Below are 18,810 nucleotides of genomic sequence, written 5' to 3'. Positions count from 1 at the left end.
CTTAATCGCTTAATGGCAAAAAACACAAAACTTAACGGTTAATTTTTTAACATATAAGTCATATAAGTTTTTTAATCACCTAAACTTAACTTAGCTCCTTTAAAAGTTTATATAAGTAAACCTTGAAGATTCTTAAGGCTACTCTTTGCGAAAAAACTTTGAGGGCTTTGCGGTTAAAAAATAAAACTTAACCACCTTAATCGCTTAATGATAAAAAAATACAAAACTTAACGGTTAATTTTTAAACATATAAGTCATGTAAGTTTTTTAATTACCTAGACCTAACTTAGCTCCTTTAAAAGTTTATATAAGAAACGCTGAAAATTCTTTATTGCTAATCTTTGCGAAAAACTCTCAGAACTTTGCGGTTAAATAAATAAAACTTAACAACCTTAATCGCTTAATGGCAAAAAACACAAAACTTAACGGTTAATTTTTTAACATATAAGTCATATAAGTTTTTTAATCACCTAAACTTAACTTAGCTCCTTAAAAGTTCATATAAGAAACGTGAAAATTCTTTATTGCTAATCTTTGCGGTAAACTTTGTGACCTTTGCGGTTAAAAAAAACTAAATTACCCTAATCCTTAATGGTTTAAAACCCAAAAAAACTGTTTACATTTTACTTATCCAATACTTCAAAAGTAGAGTTCATACTTTTGAATTCAGGCACTATTTTTTTCATTTTAGCTACAATGGCTTCTTTTTTATGAAAATTAGCTATTGTAATCAATTCTTCTATTTCGTCGTGTAATATTTCAAACTCTTCCTGGATTTCTTCGGCAATCATAATTTTATGATGATGTGTTGGAATTGTTTTAGAAGTATCATTCAATAATTCTTCATATAATTTCTCTCCAGGACGTAAACCTACAATCTTAATTTTGATATCTTCATCAGGCACAAAACCTGCCAACTTAATCATTTTACGAGCTAAATCGATAATCTTAACTGGTTTACCCATATCAAAAATATAAATCTCACCTCCTTTACCCATTGCTCCAGCTTCAAGTACAAGCTGACAAGCTTCAGGGATAGTCATAAAATAACGAATAATCTCCGGATGTGTAATCGTTATGGGACCTCCTTCTGCAATTTGTCTGGTGAATAAAGGCACCACAGAACCGTTAGATCCTAATACGTTTCCAAAACGAGTGGTTATAAATTTGGTACTTTTGGCCGTTCTATTAGCATTGGATTTTAACTGAAGCGATTGGACATATTTTTCAGCGATGCGTTTACTGGCACCCATAACATTACTAGGATTAACAGCCTTATCTGTCGAGACCATTACAAAGCTTTTTACCTTGTAAATACATGATAAATCAGCTAAATTCTTAGTACCATCTACATTGGTTAAAATAGCCTGTGAAGGATTGGCTTCCATTAAAGGAACATGTTTGTAAGCAGCTGCGTGATAAACTACTTCCGGCATAAATTCTTTAAAAACACGATCCATCGCATCTTTGTTTCTAATATCTGCAATTATCGTTATGATCGAGATTTCAGTGTTAGAAGTTGTCAATTCCAAACATAAATTATGCAAAGGCGTTTCCGCCTGATCTAAAGCAATTATTTTTTTAGGATTAAAAAGCAAAACCTGTCTTACAATTTCACTACCAATAGAACCCGCAGCACCTGTAATCAATACTGTTTTATCCTTAAGTTGCTTAGATATCGACTTCCCATCAAGAACAATCGGTTTTCTATCTAATAAATCTTCAATTTGTAAACTTTTTACTTTTTGAGAAATCTCTTTTTGATTTTCCCAATCAGTAACTAAAGGAATCGTATAGACTTTATAATTAAACTCTAAACATTGTTCTACAATAAGTAGTCTTTCTTCTTTAGACAAACTCTTATCGGCAATAATTACTCCTTCTGCCCCAACCGAACGCATCAGTGTTGGTAATTTTTTCTTTTGTATTAAAATAGGCAAATCCATCATTCTTTTTGATGAATTTTGACTGTTTCGATCTACAAAACCAACAATTTTAAATCGGGTAGGTTTTTCTAATTTCAATGCATTAGCTACAGCAAGTGCATTGGCATCCGTTCCATAGATAACGGTACGAGGTAAATTCACATCATTCTTTTCAGAAAAAAATTGTTCAAATACCTGTTTTACAACAACGCGATACAAAAACAACCCACAAAATGACAGCACCATATTCATAAAAAGCGCTGTATTTAAGTAAATTTTTTGCCCGTAGTAATATTGAAATACCGTATTTAAGCCAACAAAAAAAACTAAAACTGAAATTTGAGAAAACAATAACTTAATGGCATCCGTATAAGAAGAATGCCTAATTATGCCTGCATAGGTTCTAAAAATCCAAAAAAAGAATAAATTAACTACTACAAGTAAACTTATGTAAGGGACTTTATTATCAAAAGCGATATAGTGTAAACCTATACCGTTTATGATAAGCTTAGTAAAGAAAAAACTAGATATGAGTACTAGTAAATCAATACCTAAAACTATCCATCTTGGCAAATAGCTTAAATTACGTATATTCAGAATCAAATTATTGCCTGAAAACACACTAGTAATCAACCTTTTTTGCTCTTGTTTAGTAAAGTTCCCCAAGATAAATCTTATTTAAACCGTTAATAAACTCCAAAAATAATCATAAAAAAGTTGTAAAAACATTTTCTCAAGAAAAATTTCTTACTTTTCAATTCCCCTAAAACAAACTCACATTCAAACAGATACAAAATTTAAAACTTATGTTTTAACAAGCCTAACAAGTACTCCCCATAACCGGATTTTTTTAAAGGTGCTGCCAAAGTCTGCAATTGTTCATCTGTTATAAAACCTTGCCTCCAGGCAATTTCCTCAATACAACCTACTTTTAACCCTTGTCTTTCTTCAATTACCTGAACAAATTGTCCAGCCTGCATCAAACTATTAAATGTACCTGTATCCAGCCAGGCCGTTCCTCTGCTTAGAATACCTACTTTTAACTTTCCTTGCTCTAAATAAGCCTTATTAACATCGGTAATTTCATATTCCCCACGAGCACTTGGTTGAATACTTTTGGCAATCTCCACTACCGAATTATCATAAAAATACAATCCGGGAACTGCATAATTCGATTTAGGTTCTAAAGGTTTTTCTTCTATAGAAATAGCTTTTAAATTGGAATCAAATTCCACTACACCATACCGTTCCGGATCAGACACATGATAAGCAAAAACAACGCCTCCATCAGGATTGGTATTGGATTGCAATAGTTCATCCATATTAGATCCAAAGAAAATATTATCACCCAAAACTAAAGCAACACTATCAGTACCAATAAACTCCTCTCCAATTACAAAAGCCTGAGCTAATCCATTAGGTATAGGCTGTTCGGCATAACTAAATTGGCATCCGATAGCGGAACCATCCCCTAATAATTTTTTAAAATTAGGTAAGTCATGAGGCGTCGATATAATTAATATCTCATTGATTCCCGCTGTCATTAAAGTTGACAAAGGATAATAAATCATGGGTTTATCATAAACCGGCATCATTTGTTTACTAACAGCTAATGTTAATGGATGCAAACGTGTTCCTGAACCTCCAGCTAATACAATTCCTTTCATTTTCTTTTACGAATTACACGAATTAAGACGAATTACACGTATTAATCCATTATTTCAAATTAATTATTCTTTTATATATTAATGACGGTGTACCAAAATTAATTAACATTCCTAATTCCATATTGGTACATTTTAAATAATTTTTCAACTGAGCATAAAATATATCCGGAATATGGGATACCGCTTTTATTTCTAAAATAATACTATCATAACAAACAAAATCTGCCCGATAGTACTTATTTAATTTTCATTATCATAATACAGTTCCAATTTCAACTGCCTTTTAAAAGGAATATTTTGGGTTAGCAATTCTTTTTCCAAGGCTTCCTCATAAACTGCTTCCAAAAATCCTGCACCTAATAAACGATGCACTTTCATACAGGCTCCAATAATTTTAAAGCTTTCTTCCTTAAAAAGTATTTTATTATCGGAATTCATTCGTGTCAATGCGTTTCAATTCGTTTCAATTCGCTTAAAAATTCGTTTTAATTCGAATACTGTTTCTCATAATAAGAGGCATACGCTCCCGAAGTCACATTATCCAACCAAGTTTGATTTTCTAAATACCAATTTACGGTTTTTTCTAAGCCTTGCTCAAAAGTCACCGAAGGTTTCCACCCTAATTCTTTATTTATCTTAGAAGCATCAATAGCGTATCTTAAATCATGCCCGGGACGGTCTTTAACATAAGTAATTAATTGCTCTGAAGTTCCAATTGCTCTACCTAATTTCTCATCCATTATTTTGCAAAGTAATTTGACTAAATCAATATTCTGCCATTCATTAAAACCTCCAATATTGTAGGTATCATGGTTCTTCCCTTCGTGAAAAACTAAATCAATCGCAACGGCATGATCTTCTACAAATAACCAATCTCGGGTATATTTTCCATCCCCATAAACCGGAAGCGATTTATTATTAATGATGTTATTAATAAATAAAGGAATTAATTTTTCCGGAAAATGATTAGGACCATAATTATTGGAACAATTGGTCAATACATATGGTAAACCATAAGTTTCACCATAAGCACGCACAAAATGATCCGAACTTGCCTTCGATGCAGAATAGGGCGAATTAGGATCATATGCAGTAGTTTCAGTAAATAATCCTTCTGCTCCTAAACTTCCATATACCTCGTCAGTACTTATATGATAAAAACGTTTTCCTTCAAAATTACCCTTCCAGATTGTTTTGGCAGCATTTAATAAATTCACCGTTCCTATTACATTGGTTTTCACAAATGCCATAGGATCAGTAATCGAACGATCAACATGTGATTCGGCTGCTAAATGCAAAACACCATCAAATTGTTCTTTTTCAAACAATTCATTGATAAATGCAGCATCAACAATATCACCTTTTACAAAAGTATAATTAACTTCTTTTTCGATATCAGCAATATTTTCAAGATTACCGGCATAAGTAAGCGCATCCAAATTAAAAATTTGATATTCCGGATATTGAGTCACAAAGCGTCTCACTACATGAGAACCAATAAAACCAGCTCCACCGGTGATTAGTATTTTTTTCATTTATTTTTTTTTATTTTCGAATGTTACGAATTAATACAAATTTCACAAAGTAATGTTTTTTTTATTCACCTAAAGGAAAATTTAAATTTCTTATTCTTATTTCCTAAACCGTGGAAAAAGGAATCAGAATGCTCATTTTTCCCAATTTTCGACTCCCTTTAGGGCTGGGGAAAAGCGAAAATTTATTCTTTTTCCAAAGCCTCCTCATAAACTGCTTCCAAAAATCCGGTTCCTAATAAACGATTTACTTTCATACAGGCTCCAATAATTGTAAAGCTTTCTTCTTTGTAAAGTATTTTGTTATCAGAATCCATTCGTATAATTCGTATAATTCGTATAATTCGTATAATTCGTATAATTCGTATAATTCGTATAATTCGTATAATTCGTTTTAATTCGTTTTAATTCGCATTAATTCGTAATAACTCCATACAGCTTTTCAAACTCGTTGCATAATCTGGAACTTCAACTCCGAAAGTAGTTTTGATTTTTGTTTTATCCAATAAGGAATAAGCCGGACGTTGGGCAGGTGTTGGATATTCTGAAGAGGAAATTCCTTTAAGCTGACACTCAAAGCCTCCAATTTCCTGAATGGCTTTTGCAAATTCAAACCAACTGATTTCTCCTTCATTTGAAAAATGATAAATTCCGGCCTGCCAATTGGGATGATTAATTATTGTTAATATAGCCTGAGCCAAATCAGCCGCATAAGTAGGACTTCCTATTTGATCATTTACCACACTCAGACTATCTCTTTCCTGCATTAAACGGGACATCGTTTTCACAAAATTGTTCCCAAAGCTGGAATACACCCAAGAAGTTCTAATAATAATGGCATTGGGATTATTTTGCATACAAGCTTTTTCACCGGCCAATTTGGTAACCCCATAAACATTGATTGGCGCTGTTGGAGCCTCCTCTGTTAAAGCAACGGCCGAATTGCCATCAAAAACATAATCGGTAGAAATGTGTATCAGTTTGCAGTTGTTATCGTGACTCCATTTTGCCATAATTGCCACGGCTTTGTGATTTAATGCATTTGACAATTCCACTTCTGACTCGGCTTTGTCCACCGCAGTGTGTGCGGCACAATTAATGATAATTTGCGGATTAATTTCCGCAATGGAAGCTGCCAAATGATCCAAATCACACAAATCCAATTCCTGATAATCGGTAAAAACCCATTCATATTGGGTCTGTACTTTTGACAAAACTTGTAATTCAGAACCAAGCTGTCCGTTTCCTCCTGTTATAAGTATTTTATTCATTTATTTCTAATTTTACCAATTAATCCGAATTGAAACGAATTACTATTTTTTTATTTTCAGCAATCTGCCGTGGCGGAAGTCGAAAATTCTAACGTATACGGTAAATAATCACGTCTTAATTTCTTTTCCCCTTTAGGGATAAGGGTAAGAAAAGAAATTCATCCTACAACTCACAATCCACAACTCACTGCCTACATCCAATAAGCGTAGTGGTATTCCACTTATTCGGCAAAACTTTTACACTATTATAAAGCCTACTGCTAAACTTAATATGTATAAAAGCAAGCCACAAATCTTCATGCTGCAAAGGTTCCAATTCAAAAACTAACTTAGTAGATCCAGCCGCTTTTGCTAAAATTATGGCATTACTGTAATTAGTCTCAAATGTATCTGCTTCACAATTCCAATTCGAAATAGCAAGCTGAAGATGCACTTCGGTTGCAGAATCTGGCCAATCCAAATGACGTAACGGATGAATCGTTTTAATATTAATTTCCCGCTTAACCCAATTAAAGGCAAGCTTCTTTTTCAAAACTGAAGCAAGTGGTCGCCCCTTATTCCCCTCAAAACCAATAAAAAAACCCAAAGCTGATGCTGACTGCAATCCCGTATGCAATTGCCTTTGTCCCCGCTCATGCACGGTATCTTCTTTAAGAATAGCATGCAACAACTGATTACTTCTTCCGGCTATTGATCCGTCTTTAGCACAATCATAAAAGGGTTTAACCAAACGTCGAAAAACACGACCTTTTTTAGCACAAAGACCAAAATCTTTGCTATGGAGTTTCATCGGAGTAAAAATAGGATTCTCCTTAAAGCTCTTTTTACTATTACCCGTTTTACCTTTTACCCGAACAATATTTCCGTCAGGAGTAGTATAAAAATTCAAATCATCAAGTGTCCCAACAATTTGAACAGGACCAAATACTTTTGCCATATTTTTCTTTTAAAAGTAAGAATTATATTCCTTACTTTCAACTGAATTTTCAATACAATTTGATGCGTTTTAAAGCATTTTGATAGCTTTTTACAAAATTTAGGCAAAAACCATGTCTTTCAAAAACGTATTCACAACCTATCCCGATAGCTATCGGGACCGAGAACAGACAACTCCAAACTGATAACCGATTTAATGCTAATTCTCGATTTAGATTAGGTAAATTCGCTCTAATTCGTTTTAATTCGCATTTTAAAACCCCCAATCAATATCTTTAAATCCAGGCAAAACCAAATCCTTTTCAGAAACAATCACCTCATCCGGATTCAATTGCCAATCAATATTTAGCGTTGGATCATCATAACGAATTCCTCTTTCACTTTCTTTGTGATAGATCTGATCTACTTTATACATAACAGAAGCTGTTGCACTCAAAACCGAAAAACCATGTGCAAAACCATGAGGTATCATCAGTTGTTTTTTGTTTTCAGCACTTAACACAACCGAAAAATGTTGACCATAAGTAGGCGACTCTTTTCGCAAATCTACTGCTACATCCAGAATTTCTCCTTCAAGAACGCGTACCAATTTGGCCTGAGCAAAAGGATTAGCCTGTAAATGCAATCCTCGAATTACTCCTCGTTTAGAAAAAGACTGATTGTCCTGAATAAATTTATAATCTAGTCCGTTTGCTGTAAACTTAGCCTCATTATACGCTTCAAAAAAATAGCCTCTCTCATCTCTAAAAACCGAAGGCTGTATTACAATTAAATCCTTTATCGTTGTTTTTTCAATATTCATGTTCACAAACTTTCAATAAAAAACAACAAAATTTCATAAAAGCAAAAACTTTATAATCTTTTGATGTTCTTTACTATACTGAAATATAAATTAAATTTTCAATGTTTTTTTATACCATGGTTTTTTTTCCACTTTCACACCGTAGCCGTAACCATAACCGTAGCCTTTAGTAGAATCGGTATCATTTAACAACATACACATATTAGGTAATTTTTGATCACGATGTAAATTATTAGGTATGTCCAGCATACGTTTTTCTAAGAAATTAGCTCGGGCAACATAAATGAAAGTATCCGCATGTTTAGCAATTAACAACGTATCTGTAACCAAACTCACGGGAGCAGTATCTACAATAATATAATCATATTGTTTTTTTAATGTTTCAAATAAAACATCTACTTTTTTGCTCATTAACAATTCAGCCGGATTAGGAGGTATTACTCCTGCAGGAAGAATATGAAAATCCTCATAGCCCTTTTGTTTTATTATTAAATCCTCCAAATTTAAATCTTTAGAAGACAAATAATTTGTGATTCCTCTATTAGGTAGCACAAGATATTCATCCAATTTAGGATTTCTAATATCCATACCAATTAGCAACACTTTTTTCCCTGATAGCGCAAAAGTAGCTGCTAAATTAACCGACACAAAAGTCTTTCCTTCTTTAGGGAAAGTCGAGGTCAAAAATATGGTTTTAGCAATACCTTCCGGAACTTTAGCTAACATAAACTCTAAATTGGTTCTAATAATACGTAAGGCTTCAGCTGAACTAGATCGGCTCTCTGACTGCATAATTGTAGAAGTATCCTCAGAAGTAGGCACGTCACCAATAAATGGAATTTTAGTTTTCCCTTCCAAATCCAAACGTGTTTTTACTTTTGTATCTAAGAAATCAATTAAAAAAATAACCCCAAGAGGAAGTAATAGACCTATAAAAATAGCCGCTAAATAAATCATCTTTGGAGCCACAGCAACACTACCTGTTGTAATGGCTGAATCAATCACTTTTGCATTTGGCTCCGTTGAAGATAAAGCCAGAGCCGTTTCCTCTCTTTTTTGCAACAAATACAAATACAATTCTTCTTTTACTTTTTGCTGGCGTGCAATAGTGCGAAACTGACGCTCCTGAGAGGGTATTCTTTGTTTTTTACCTTTAAACAAATTTTCATTTTTCTCTATATCTCTTTTTTGAATTTGCAAGATGGATTTACTTTTTTGCAAACTAGCAATGAGTGTCGATTTTAAATTTGCCAATTGTTGATCCAACTTAACAATTGTTGGATTAGAAACTGTTGCAGATTCCAACATTCTTTTTCTATCCAAAACTAAATCATTATAAGAACTAATTAAAGAAGATGATGCTTCATCAGCTGTTTCCGACAACAAATTATTGGGTAACAAGTTCTCATTATTACTCTTCTTAACGTATTCATAAACAGAATTCAACAAATTTAATTGAACTTGTATATCCACTGCTTTTTTATCATACTCTGTTGAGCCAGTTACGAACAATTGGGCATCTGATTCTAAATCAATTAAATCATTAGAAACTTTAAAATTTTCAACATCCTTTTCAACTCCTTCTAATTCTTTACTTATTAATGCTAATCTATTGGATACAAAAACAGAAGTATTCTTTGAAATAAGACCTTTGTCGTTAACCGCTTTTTCATTATAAGCCTCTATTAACTTATCTAAAAAAACTACCCCTTTTCTAGAAACATTATCAACTATATTCAAAACCACAACACTACTCCCTTTATCTAAAGGCGCTATAGATAATCTTCCTCTGTAACTTGCAGCAACACTTTCTACCGGATTTACAGCAATAGTAAGCCCCCCATCAATTTTATTTTGCTTTAGATGATTTGGCTTCGTAATAATTAAAACGCCATAAGGAGTTTTAATTCCTTGACCGTACTTATATTCTTTTCCATTAGGAATTACATTATTGGATGAAGTAAGAACAAAATTTCCCGATGCAGTCTCTTTAAATTCAAATAGTATAGACTGATTAAAAAAATCATCTGAAGGATTAATAAAATGAACCTCAATTGGCGTATCTTCAAAAAGTTCTACATCTAAAACTTTCCCCTTAGCAATTATAGAAATATTAAAATTTAATTTTTTGATTACATTTTCAGACAAGGTCCTTGATTTCATGATCTCAATTTCATCATCTACATTTCGGGTTCCGGTATTAAAACCTAAATCTGAAAAGGCAGCCGCTTCAGTAAGACGCCCTCCACGTTTAGTATCTTTCATTAAAATTTTAGCGGAAGCACTATAAACAGGTTCAGTGTATCTTAATTTTGCAAACGCTAATAAAAGACATAGAAACACACTCAGCACTATCCATTTCCAATGGGCTAAATACTTATTAATCTCAGCTTTTAAATCAAAATCTGACCCAAAATCTTCAGTTGGCATTGTATTCTCCATAAATTATTTTGTAAGTACTAATATAAAAGAAACTGCAGTTAATAACAGCGAACTTATGGTTGTTACTAAAGTCACATCAGGACTCAAAGTTCTGTTTTTAGGCTCTACATAAATCACATCATTCTGTGCCAGGTAATAATAGGGTGAATTGATAAAATCAGATTTGGTTACATCTACCCTGAAATAAGATTTTACACCGTCTATTTCACGAATTACCAAAATATTTTTTCTATTGGCTGTAAGTTTTAAATCACCTGCCTGAGTTAAAGCCTCAACCAAGGTAAGTCTATCTGTTTTACTATTAAATAAACCCGGACTATTTACTTCGCCATGTATAGCCACTTTAAAATTTTGAATTCGAATCGTTATTATAGGATTTTTGATATAAGCTCCTATTTTCTTGTTTAAAAGATCTAAGACCTCCGAACGTGTCAAGCCTCCTAATTTTAATTTTCCTAATTCTGGAAAATTGATAAAGCCCTCGGCATCTACTAAATAATCATTAATAACCGATTTATTTCCTCCAACTTGTCCCTGTGCTCCTTCACCTACTACATTCGTTGGATTTAAATTAAATGGAGCGGTAACCTTAGGATCTTCAGCCGAGATGTTAATCTGTAACAAATCATCTGGTTGAATTCTAACTTCATAGGAATTTAATTTGGCCGAAGCCATAGTATCTATATTCTGATAATAAAGTAAGTTTTTTTTAGGAGTACAGGAAAAAAACAAAAACATCAAAAAGAAAAAAATAGCACTTTTCGATAAACAGAAATATTTCATATAATTATTATTTTTTTTGCGGCAAATATAAGAAATTAGCCGTGCAGGCTTAACAAAACACCAACAAATATTTTGTAAAAGTAGCATTACAACTTAATGATTTCTGAAAAGACTTTTTTTATTCTATCTCTATCTTCATCTGATAAATTAGAACCGGATGGCAAGCACAAACCGTTTTCAAACAAATGTTGAGCTACATTTTTGCCATAATAAGAATAACTTTCAAAAACAGGTTGCAAATGCATGGGTTTCCACAAAGGACGGGATTCTATATTTTCTTTTTCCAAAGCCAATCTAATCCTTTCAGCACTGATTCCATTCGTTTTTTCAGAATCAACTACAATTGCAGTCAACCAATGATTAGAATCAAAATCGGAATTAGGATTATCAAAAACGCTAATTCCTGCGACATCCTGAAACAATTCTTTGTAAAATTCGTTCATCTTTCTGCGCAAAGCGACATGAGCATCCAATACTTCCATTTGGCCTCGACCGATACCCGCACAAATATTACTCATCCGGTAATTGTATCCCACTTCCGAATGTTGATAGTGCGGTGCATTATCTCTGGCCTGAGTAGCCAGAAAAACGGCTTTGTCCTTATTTTTTTTATTGGCACTAACTAAAGCTCCTCCGCCCGAAGTGGTGATGATTTTGTTACCGTTGAAAGACAGGATTCCAATATCCCCAAAAGTCCCACACTTTTGTCCCTTATAAGTACTTCCTAAAGCTTCAGCACTGTCTTCTAAAATCGGAATTTCATATTGAGTTGCAATAGCTCTTAGCTCATCAACTTTATATGGCATGCCATACAAATGAACCGCAATAATCGCTTTTGGTTTTTTCCCTTTTGCTATTCGATCTTGAATTGCCTCTTCCAAAGCTACTGGGCAAATATTCCAGGTTGCTGATTCGCTATCCACAAAAATTGGTGTTGCTCCTAAATATAATATTGGATTAGCCGAAGCGGAGAAAGTCATAGACTGACAAATCACCTCATCACCCGCCTCTACTCCTAACAAAATCAATCCCAAATGAATAGCTGCCGTACCGGAACTCAAAGCGGCAACATGAGATTCAACTCCTAAATAGTTTTCTAAATCACTTTCAAATCCGTTGACATTGGGTCCCAAAGGTGCTACCCAGTTGGTTTCAAAAGCTTCGTTTACAAATTTTTGTTCGTTTCCTCCCATATGAGGAGAAGAAAGCCATATTTTTGAATTATTCATTTATAAATTATTTTTTTACCATGTAAGGCATATACTTTTTTTTTATTTTCCCCTTTTAGTCTGTTTAAAATTCATCAAAATCATACCCTTTAGGGGTAGGGTAAATTAATTTTGATGAATTTTTAAGAAATTTTTTACCCTCTAGGGACGGGGAAAAAGAAAATTTCTTTTTTGGCCAAATTTAGACAGGCTCTAATAGTTTTAAAAAAAGTTAATAGAAGTTTTCTTGTTTTTAAAACAGCTTACTTATATACTTTTTTTATTTTTTATAACTCTACCGGGATTGCCTACAACTACCGCATAATCCGGAACATCTTTGATAATTACTGCTCCTGCTCCAATGGTTGCCCACTTGCCAATGGTAATTCCCTGAATAACTTTGGCGCCAATTCCGATATGAGTTCCTTCACCTACTTTTACACCTCCGGCCAAAGCACTATTGGGTGATAAATGAACATAATCTTCTACCACACAATCGTGTTCTACTATGGCTGCTGTATTGACAATACAATGTTGACCTATGACAGCATCTGCATTAATAATCGCTCCCGGAGCAATAACCGTTCCTCCTCCAATAGTGGAGTAATTTGAAATGATTGCCTGCGGATGAATGGCGGTATGGAAAGTACCATTTAATCGGTCAGCGATTTTTTTTCTAATAACATTATCGCCGATAGCAATAATTATTTTTTGATTTTTGTCAAAAATAAAATTTGACGAAGACAGCACTTCTACCCCTAATAAAAAATCGGTTTTAGGTTGGTCATCAACAATAGCGGTAACTTTTTCATTATTAGATTGTAAAATATCAATTACCACTTTACAATGTCCACTTGCGCCAAATAAAATGATTTTAGTTTCCATTGAACGGTTCTATTGTGGCAGCATCTGCTGCATTTATACCTTCACTTTTTACTACTTTTAAAACTGTTTTAAAAAGAATTTTCAAATCCAACAGAAAGGAAAGATGATCTACATACCAAACATCCAATTCAAATTTCTTCTCCCAGGAAATCGCATTGCGCCCATTGACCTGCGCCCATCCCGTAATTCCCGGTTTTACTTCATGTCTTCTGTTTTGAAAGTCCGAATACAAATCCAAATAATGAACCAATAAAGGTCTTGGTCCGATTAAACTCATATCTCCCTTTATCACATTTAATAATTGAGGTATTTCATCCAAGGATGTTTTTCTAACAAAACTTCCTATTTTGGTCAAACGCTCGGCATCAGAAAGCAGATTTCCATTCGCATCTTTTTTGTCGTTCATCGTTTTGAACTTAATAATTTTAAAAATTTTGCCATTTTTCCCTGGACGCAATTGAAAGAAAAATGGCTTGCCCTGATTGGCAAAAAATAGACCAATGGTAACGATTAAAAATATTGGACTTAGCACTATAAATCCAATTAAAGCAGCTACAAAATCTATTATTCTTTTAAAAAAACTTTTATACATATTTGGGATTAGAAACTGGAGATTAGATTACTGCGTCTTTCTATATTTGATAAGACCACTTAACATCATTCCAATTTGATTAATTTCTTTCACTAATTTTTCAAATTCCACCACAGTAATAAATTGTAAATTTTTAGCAATGGTTAACTGTGTTTCTAACTCTGCTACACTTCCTAAAGCGATATACAAAAAATGAATTAATTCTTTATTTCCTTGTCTTGCTGAACCTTCAGCAATATTTGAAGGAATTGATACTGCTGCTCTGCGCATCTGATTTGAAATCCCAAATTGTTCTTCCTTGGGGAATTTAGCGGTTACTCTATAGATTTTAGTAACATAATCGATTGCTAATTTATAAACTTCTAAATCTTTGTGTGTTTTCATACTTTATTTTTTAGATATTAGGGATTGGAGACTAGGAACTAGCTGACTTCTTTAGCTTAGAATATCTAGTATCTAACACCTAATTTCTAATTCCTAGTCTCTAATCTCTAATCCCCCTATATTCCTCCAGCAACGCCTCCCAGACTACTTGCTGCTCATAACGGGAAACTATCATCTTTCTTGCATTCATTTGTAATTGCGAATAAAATTGTGAATCCTCCATTATTTTATTCATTGCTTCCAAAAGTGAATTTGAATTTTTAACAGAAATGATAATTCCGTTGTCTCCATCAACAACAATTTCATTGGATCCATTAATATCAGTCACAATAGCCGGCAACTCCATGGCACCTGCCTGTAAAACGACATTAGGAAAACCTTCACGATAACTTGGGAATACTAAACAATCCGCAATAGCGTAATAGGAGCGAACATCCGATTGAAAACCCACTGCAATAATATTTGAATTGCTTTCTATTGCTGCAATAGTTTCCGGTTGCAAGGGATCTAATTCGGTTTCCAGAGGACCTACTAAGAGTAATTTGATAGTAGAGACTAGAGACTGAGGACTAGGGACTGGTTTCTGATCTCTGATTTCTAACTCCCTAAAAGCTGTTACTAACTCATTAATCCCCTTGTCTCCTACCAAACGTCCCACGAAAATAAAAACGAAATCATTCTCACTAATTCCTAACTTCTTCTTAAGTTCTTGCTGCTCCTGTAAAGATACCTGTTCTTTTGAAAAATAAGTAGTATCAATCCCATTCACATTGCCATTAGCAATTACTTTCAAGGGTTTGGAAGTTATTTTGAACTTTATCAAATCATTTCTGACTCCTTGTCCCTCTGGATAGATATGAGTGGCGCAGGCACAAAGCAAACGATCCATCAGAATCAATATTTTTTGCAAAAGTCCACTTTTAGAAGGGAAAATCAATCCTGTAAATGTATGTATTCGGATAGGAACACCGGCCAATTTAGCAGCAAGCATAGACAACAAACCTGCTTTTGGAGTTATGGAATGTACAATTTGAGGTTTTTCTTTTCGAAAAAGCCAATACAGTTTCCATAAAGAAATCAAATCTTGTAACGGACTAATATTGCGTTGTATTCGAACAGCAACTGTTCTCACTCCTTCTCGCTCTGCAACAGTCTTTAAATGTTCGTCCTGACCTGAAACAGCGACCACCTCAAAATGTTCCTTCAAAAAAGCCAATTGTCCTTTGAGTAAAAAATCTAAGGACAAAGCAACAGTGGAGGTGCGAATGAGTTTAGTTTTTTGTTTCATTATATTATACCTGTCCAGATGTTTTTTTTAGAGTCCGTTTTCAGAAAAAATAATTTACAAAATCATTTTTTTTACTTTGGGAAATAATTTAATTTCTAATAAATATGAAAACACTATGCAGACTATAATTGCACTAATCAATCTAAGTGAAGTATTTTCAATAAAATTCAGATAATTGTGATTGTATAATAAAAACCAATGACTTATATAGATACCAAATGAGATAGGAGCTACATAAACGAAAGGTTTAAATATAAAGTCAAATCCAATCCAATTTATTTTTTTCCAGACAATTGCTCCTCCTACTACGACTATAGTAAAAACAAAATGACGTAGTTCGAGCCAAGGATGCGCTCCAATGCCTCCTGCTCTATTAATATTATTTAATGCACCATTATAATAGACATTAAAGATTAATATTGAAGAAATTGACAAAAGTGCAATGAGTATGATTCTAAAACTATTAAAGGAAATTTCTTTTTTACCTATATAAAATTTTGCAAAATCAACACCTGTCCACCAAATTGCAAAATACATGATTAATCTAAAAATAAAACTAGGATAAAACACATACAAAACGGCAGCAATTACAGCTGAAAAATAGACTAATAATGAACTATTTGTGCCTTTTTTAAAAACAAAGAAAAACATAAAATAAAAATACCATTCATACGATAAAGACCATAAAGGTATATTTCCTAAAAATGGACTTACTATAACATCTGGTCTCTTATCTTTTAAATCCTGCAACATCAACAAGTTTCCTAGTAGTTCATTGATATCAATAGCTATAAAACTTTTATTATAAAAACAAAAAAGTAAATAATTGGCTATAAAAACAAAAATCAAAGGAATATAAATCCTTAAAAATCGCTTAGAAAAAAACATCATCAATGATTTATCCTTTGATTTTTCAAGTGAAAAGTAAATTACAAAACCGGATAAAATAAAAAATAATATAACTGCTTCTTGTCCAAATCGAAAAAGAATGGAAAAGTCTTTACCAAAAACATGTAAACCTGAAGCAAAAAGATGATGAAACACCACATATATTGCTGCAAATCCTCTTAGAGCTTCTAACTTATATAACTTATGACCTTCTATCATCATTTAACTCTTACTTTATATTGAATCAAAAAATACAATAAGACACCAAGCGGAATTGCCGATAACGTCAATAATTTTTCGGGAGAATCCTTTAAAAAATCTTTTTTTCTCAAAATAATACAACTGGAAATATAATGAATCGCTTCAATAAATTTTCGCTTTAGCGATTTAGAATATTGCATGGAAACAATGCGGTTGTATATAAAACCCTTCGGATATTTTAAGTACTGTTGAAACATGGTGTTACTGGAGCCGTCCTGCTGGTATTCCACAATTACCAAAACTTCATTCAGTGTCGCCAACTGGTATTCTTTATCTATCATTAAATATTTGGTACCAAGCCCTACATATTTTTCTCCTTCAAAAAGAGGATATTCGGGATAACATTTAATAATATCTGTTCGATACACTAATTTTTTATCACCTTTACCTCCACCTAAATAAAAATCCTCTAAAGTGATGTATTCGGTATTAAATGTTGTCCCTATAATTGCTCCCGACTCAACTGCATCCAGACCAATGATTCCTGCATATTTTTGCTGATCAACCTCATCCCATTTATTTAAAATCAGTTCTATTGCATTAATAGGCATGTAATCATCTGAATCGATACAAGTATTCAATTCGGTACTGATATTTCTATAAGCAGTATTATGCGCTCCGTGCATACCTTGATTTTCTTGGGCTATATAACGGATAGCAATTTTATTTTCAGCAATCCATTGTAAAACTAATTGTTCTGTACCATCCTTCGAACCATCATCAATAACTAACCATTCAAAATCGGTAGAAGTTTGTTCGCACAAACTATGATACAGTCTTGGTAACAAATGTGCTCTGTTAAAAGCCGGAGTAAAAACAGTTAAGGTTTTCATTATTTTCTTTGCAACAATTCGGTATATTTAGCTTCTAAAATGCGAACATTAGCTTCAATATCATAGCCTTTCGCTTTTATAATTGGAGTAACATCTTTTTTAGGACAAAAATTCAAATTATTAATTTTTTCTACCCATTGAATTGCCGATTCTTTCAATGATATCACACTTACATTTTCAGAAATTAAAATGGCTTCTTTTGGAATTCCATCCGAAATAACACAATGTAGTCCGGCTGCCTGAGCTTCAACCAAAGAAACCGGCAAACCTTCAAATAATGACGGAAACAAAAAAACATCCATTGCCTGCAACAAAGCATTCACATCATTTCTGGAACCTAAAAAAATCACTTTCTCATCGACTCCTAATGTTCTCACCTGCTCCTGTATTTTTACTTTCAACTCTCCTTCACCTACTAAAAACAACTTTTGGTTTTGATTTTTTTGCAAATGCAAAGCGAATACTTCGATTAGAAATTCGTGGTTTTTTTGGATATTAAATCGACCAACATGGATAAAATTTTTGCAATCTAAAGACTCTAATTCTTTTTTAATTTGAAACGACTTTTCTTCATTATATTGAAACTGCTCTGTATCAATAGCATTAGTCATGGTAAAAGCTTCTTTAGCTTTTTCTTCACCAAAAAGCCAGAGACTGGCTTCATCCCCACAACTGAAATAAGTATTGACATACCGCATCATTCTTTTTTTCCAAAACCAACGAAAAGGAGATTTTAAATCTAATTTAGGTTTCGAATTATGCCCATGAGCAATGATTACCGGAACACCACGCTTGTAGGCTTCTTTATAAAAAAAATAACCTAATTCAGAACATTGTCCATGAATAATGGAATACTGATTTTCATCAAAAAAAGCCACAATTTGCTTTTTGTAGTTTTCTAAATGTAGAGGATGAATATTAGAAAAACGAAATATTTTCCCTCCTAAAGCCTGTATCTCATCTTCATAAGCCCCTTTTTCTTCACGATGTACCGCAAAATCAAACTGAAATTTCGATTTATCCATTTTACGATAATAATTCATCACATTCGTTTCGGCACCACCTCGATTCAAAATCGTAAAAAGTTGTAATATACGTATCGGTTTTTGCATC

The 18,810-nt window shown here is 33.2% G+C and carries 19 protein-coding genes; all 19 read right to left on the bottom strand.

Translation table 11 applies throughout. From position 1 onward, the window contains the following. Positions 1-623: 623 nt before the first annotated feature. The 19 genes from AAEO59_RS03635 to AAEO59_RS03545 all read right to left on the bottom strand — a co-directional run bounded on the left by AAEO59_RS03635 (position 624) and on the right by AAEO59_RS03545 (position 18,809). Positions 624-2,546 (bottom strand): polysaccharide biosynthesis protein, encoded by a 1,923-nt coding sequence (locus tag AAEO59_RS03635; protein WP_407934915.1) that lies wholly within the window; start codon positions 2,544-2,546, stop codon positions 624-626. A 176-nt stretch (positions 2,547-2,722) separates the two neighbouring features. After that, complete coding sequence (rfbA, locus tag AAEO59_RS03630) at positions 2,723-3,592, bottom strand: glucose-1-phosphate thymidylyltransferase RfbA (RefSeq protein ID WP_341699377.1); 870 nt, start codon at positions 3,590-3,592, stop codon at positions 2,723-2,725. 49 nt (positions 3,593-3,641) lie between these two features. Next, positions 3,642-3,782, bottom strand: a complete 141-nt coding sequence (locus tag AAEO59_RS03625; RefSeq protein ID WP_341699424.1) for a GxxExxY protein — start codon at positions 3,780-3,782, stop codon at positions 3,642-3,644. Positions 3,783-3,832: 50 nt separating this feature from the next. Continuing rightward, on the bottom strand, positions 3,833-4,030 hold the full coding sequence (locus AAEO59_RS03620) for a GxxExxY protein (RefSeq protein WP_341699376.1): 198 nt from the start codon (positions 4,028-4,030) through the stop codon (positions 3,833-3,835). A gap of 47 nt (positions 4,031-4,077) precedes the next feature. Next, on the bottom strand, positions 4,078-5,127 hold the full coding sequence (gene rfbB / locus AAEO59_RS03615; protein ID WP_341699375.1) for a dTDP-glucose 4,6-dehydratase: 1,050 nt from the start codon (positions 5,125-5,127) through the stop codon (positions 4,078-4,080). Between the two features lie 182 nt (positions 5,128-5,309). Then, on the bottom strand, positions 5,310-5,441 hold the full coding sequence (locus tag AAEO59_RS03610; protein ID WP_341699374.1) for a GxxExxY protein: 132 nt from the start codon (positions 5,439-5,441) through the stop codon (positions 5,310-5,312). 87 nt (positions 5,442-5,528) lie between these two features. Beyond that, positions 5,529-6,395 carry a dTDP-4-dehydrorhamnose reductase gene (gene rfbD, locus AAEO59_RS03605; RefSeq protein WP_341699373.1) on the bottom strand — a complete coding sequence of 289 codons (867 nt, stop codon included), beginning with the start codon at positions 6,393-6,395 and terminating at the stop codon, positions 5,529-5,531. A gap of 184 nt (positions 6,396-6,579) precedes the next feature. Continuing rightward, entirely contained in the window at positions 6,580-7,332 is a 753-nt protein-coding gene (locus AAEO59_RS03600; RefSeq protein WP_341699372.1) for a hypothetical protein, read from the bottom strand. Positions 7,333-7,584: 252 nt separating this feature from the next. Beyond that, entirely contained in the window at positions 7,585-8,133 is a 549-nt protein-coding gene (gene rfbC, locus AAEO59_RS03595) for a dTDP-4-dehydrorhamnose 3,5-epimerase (protein ID WP_341699371.1), read from the bottom strand. Positions 8,134-8,223: 90 nt separating this feature from the next. Then, entirely contained in the window at positions 8,224-10,575 is a 2,352-nt protein-coding gene (locus tag AAEO59_RS03590) for a GumC family protein (RefSeq protein WP_341699370.1), read from the bottom strand. Between the two features lie 3 nt (positions 10,576-10,578). Beyond that, the gene (locus tag AAEO59_RS03585; RefSeq protein WP_341699369.1) at positions 10,579-11,358 is read right to left on the bottom strand and encodes a polysaccharide biosynthesis/export family protein; all 780 of its coding nucleotides are present in this window, start codon (positions 11,356-11,358) and stop codon (positions 10,579-10,581) included. Positions 11,359-11,444: 86 nt separating this feature from the next. Then, the gene (locus tag AAEO59_RS03580) at positions 11,445-12,587 is read right to left on the bottom strand and encodes a DegT/DnrJ/EryC1/StrS family aminotransferase (RefSeq protein ID WP_341699368.1); all 1,143 of its coding nucleotides are present in this window, start codon (positions 12,585-12,587) and stop codon (positions 11,445-11,447) included. 246 nt (positions 12,588-12,833) lie between these two features. Beyond that, complete coding sequence (locus tag AAEO59_RS03575) at positions 12,834-13,439, bottom strand: acetyltransferase (protein ID WP_341699423.1); 606 nt, start codon at positions 13,437-13,439, stop codon at positions 12,834-12,836. Between the two features lies 1 nt (position 13,440). Then, entirely contained in the window at positions 13,441-14,043 is a 603-nt protein-coding gene (locus tag AAEO59_RS03570) for a sugar transferase (RefSeq protein ID WP_341699367.1), read from the bottom strand. A 27-nt stretch (positions 14,044-14,070) separates the two neighbouring features. After that, entirely contained in the window at positions 14,071-14,427 is a 357-nt protein-coding gene (locus AAEO59_RS03565; RefSeq protein WP_341699366.1) for a four helix bundle protein, read from the bottom strand. Between the two features lie 100 nt (positions 14,428-14,527). Further along, complete coding sequence (locus tag AAEO59_RS03560) at positions 14,528-15,715, bottom strand: glycosyltransferase family 4 protein (protein ID WP_341699365.1); 1,188 nt, start codon at positions 15,713-15,715, stop codon at positions 14,528-14,530. 54 nt (positions 15,716-15,769) lie between these two features. Further along, positions 15,770-16,825 carry an acyltransferase family protein gene (locus tag AAEO59_RS03555; protein ID WP_341699364.1) on the bottom strand — a complete coding sequence of 352 codons (1,056 nt, stop codon included), beginning with the start codon at positions 16,823-16,825 and terminating at the stop codon, positions 15,770-15,772. Beyond that, on the bottom strand, positions 16,822-17,697 hold the full coding sequence (locus AAEO59_RS03550; RefSeq protein ID WP_341699363.1) for a glycosyltransferase family 2 protein: 876 nt from the start codon (positions 17,695-17,697) through the stop codon (positions 16,822-16,824). Before AAEO59_RS03550 ends, AAEO59_RS03555 begins: the two co-directional genes overlap by 4 nt. After that, a complete protein-coding gene (locus AAEO59_RS03545) occupies positions 17,697-18,809 on the bottom strand; it encodes a glycosyltransferase family 1 protein (RefSeq protein WP_341699362.1) in 1,113 nt (370 codons plus the stop codon). Before AAEO59_RS03545 ends, AAEO59_RS03550 begins: the two co-directional genes overlap by 1 nt. Between the last annotated feature and the right edge of the window lies 1 nt (position 18,810).

Source organism: Flavobacterium flavipallidum (genome assembly GCF_038289905.1).
Lineage (GTDB): Bacteria > Bacteroidota > Bacteroidia > Flavobacteriales > Flavobacteriaceae > Flavobacterium > Flavobacterium flavipallidum.
The sequence above is the reverse complement of the archived record's forward strand: the minus strand, read 5'-3'. Positions and strand labels throughout refer to the sequence as shown.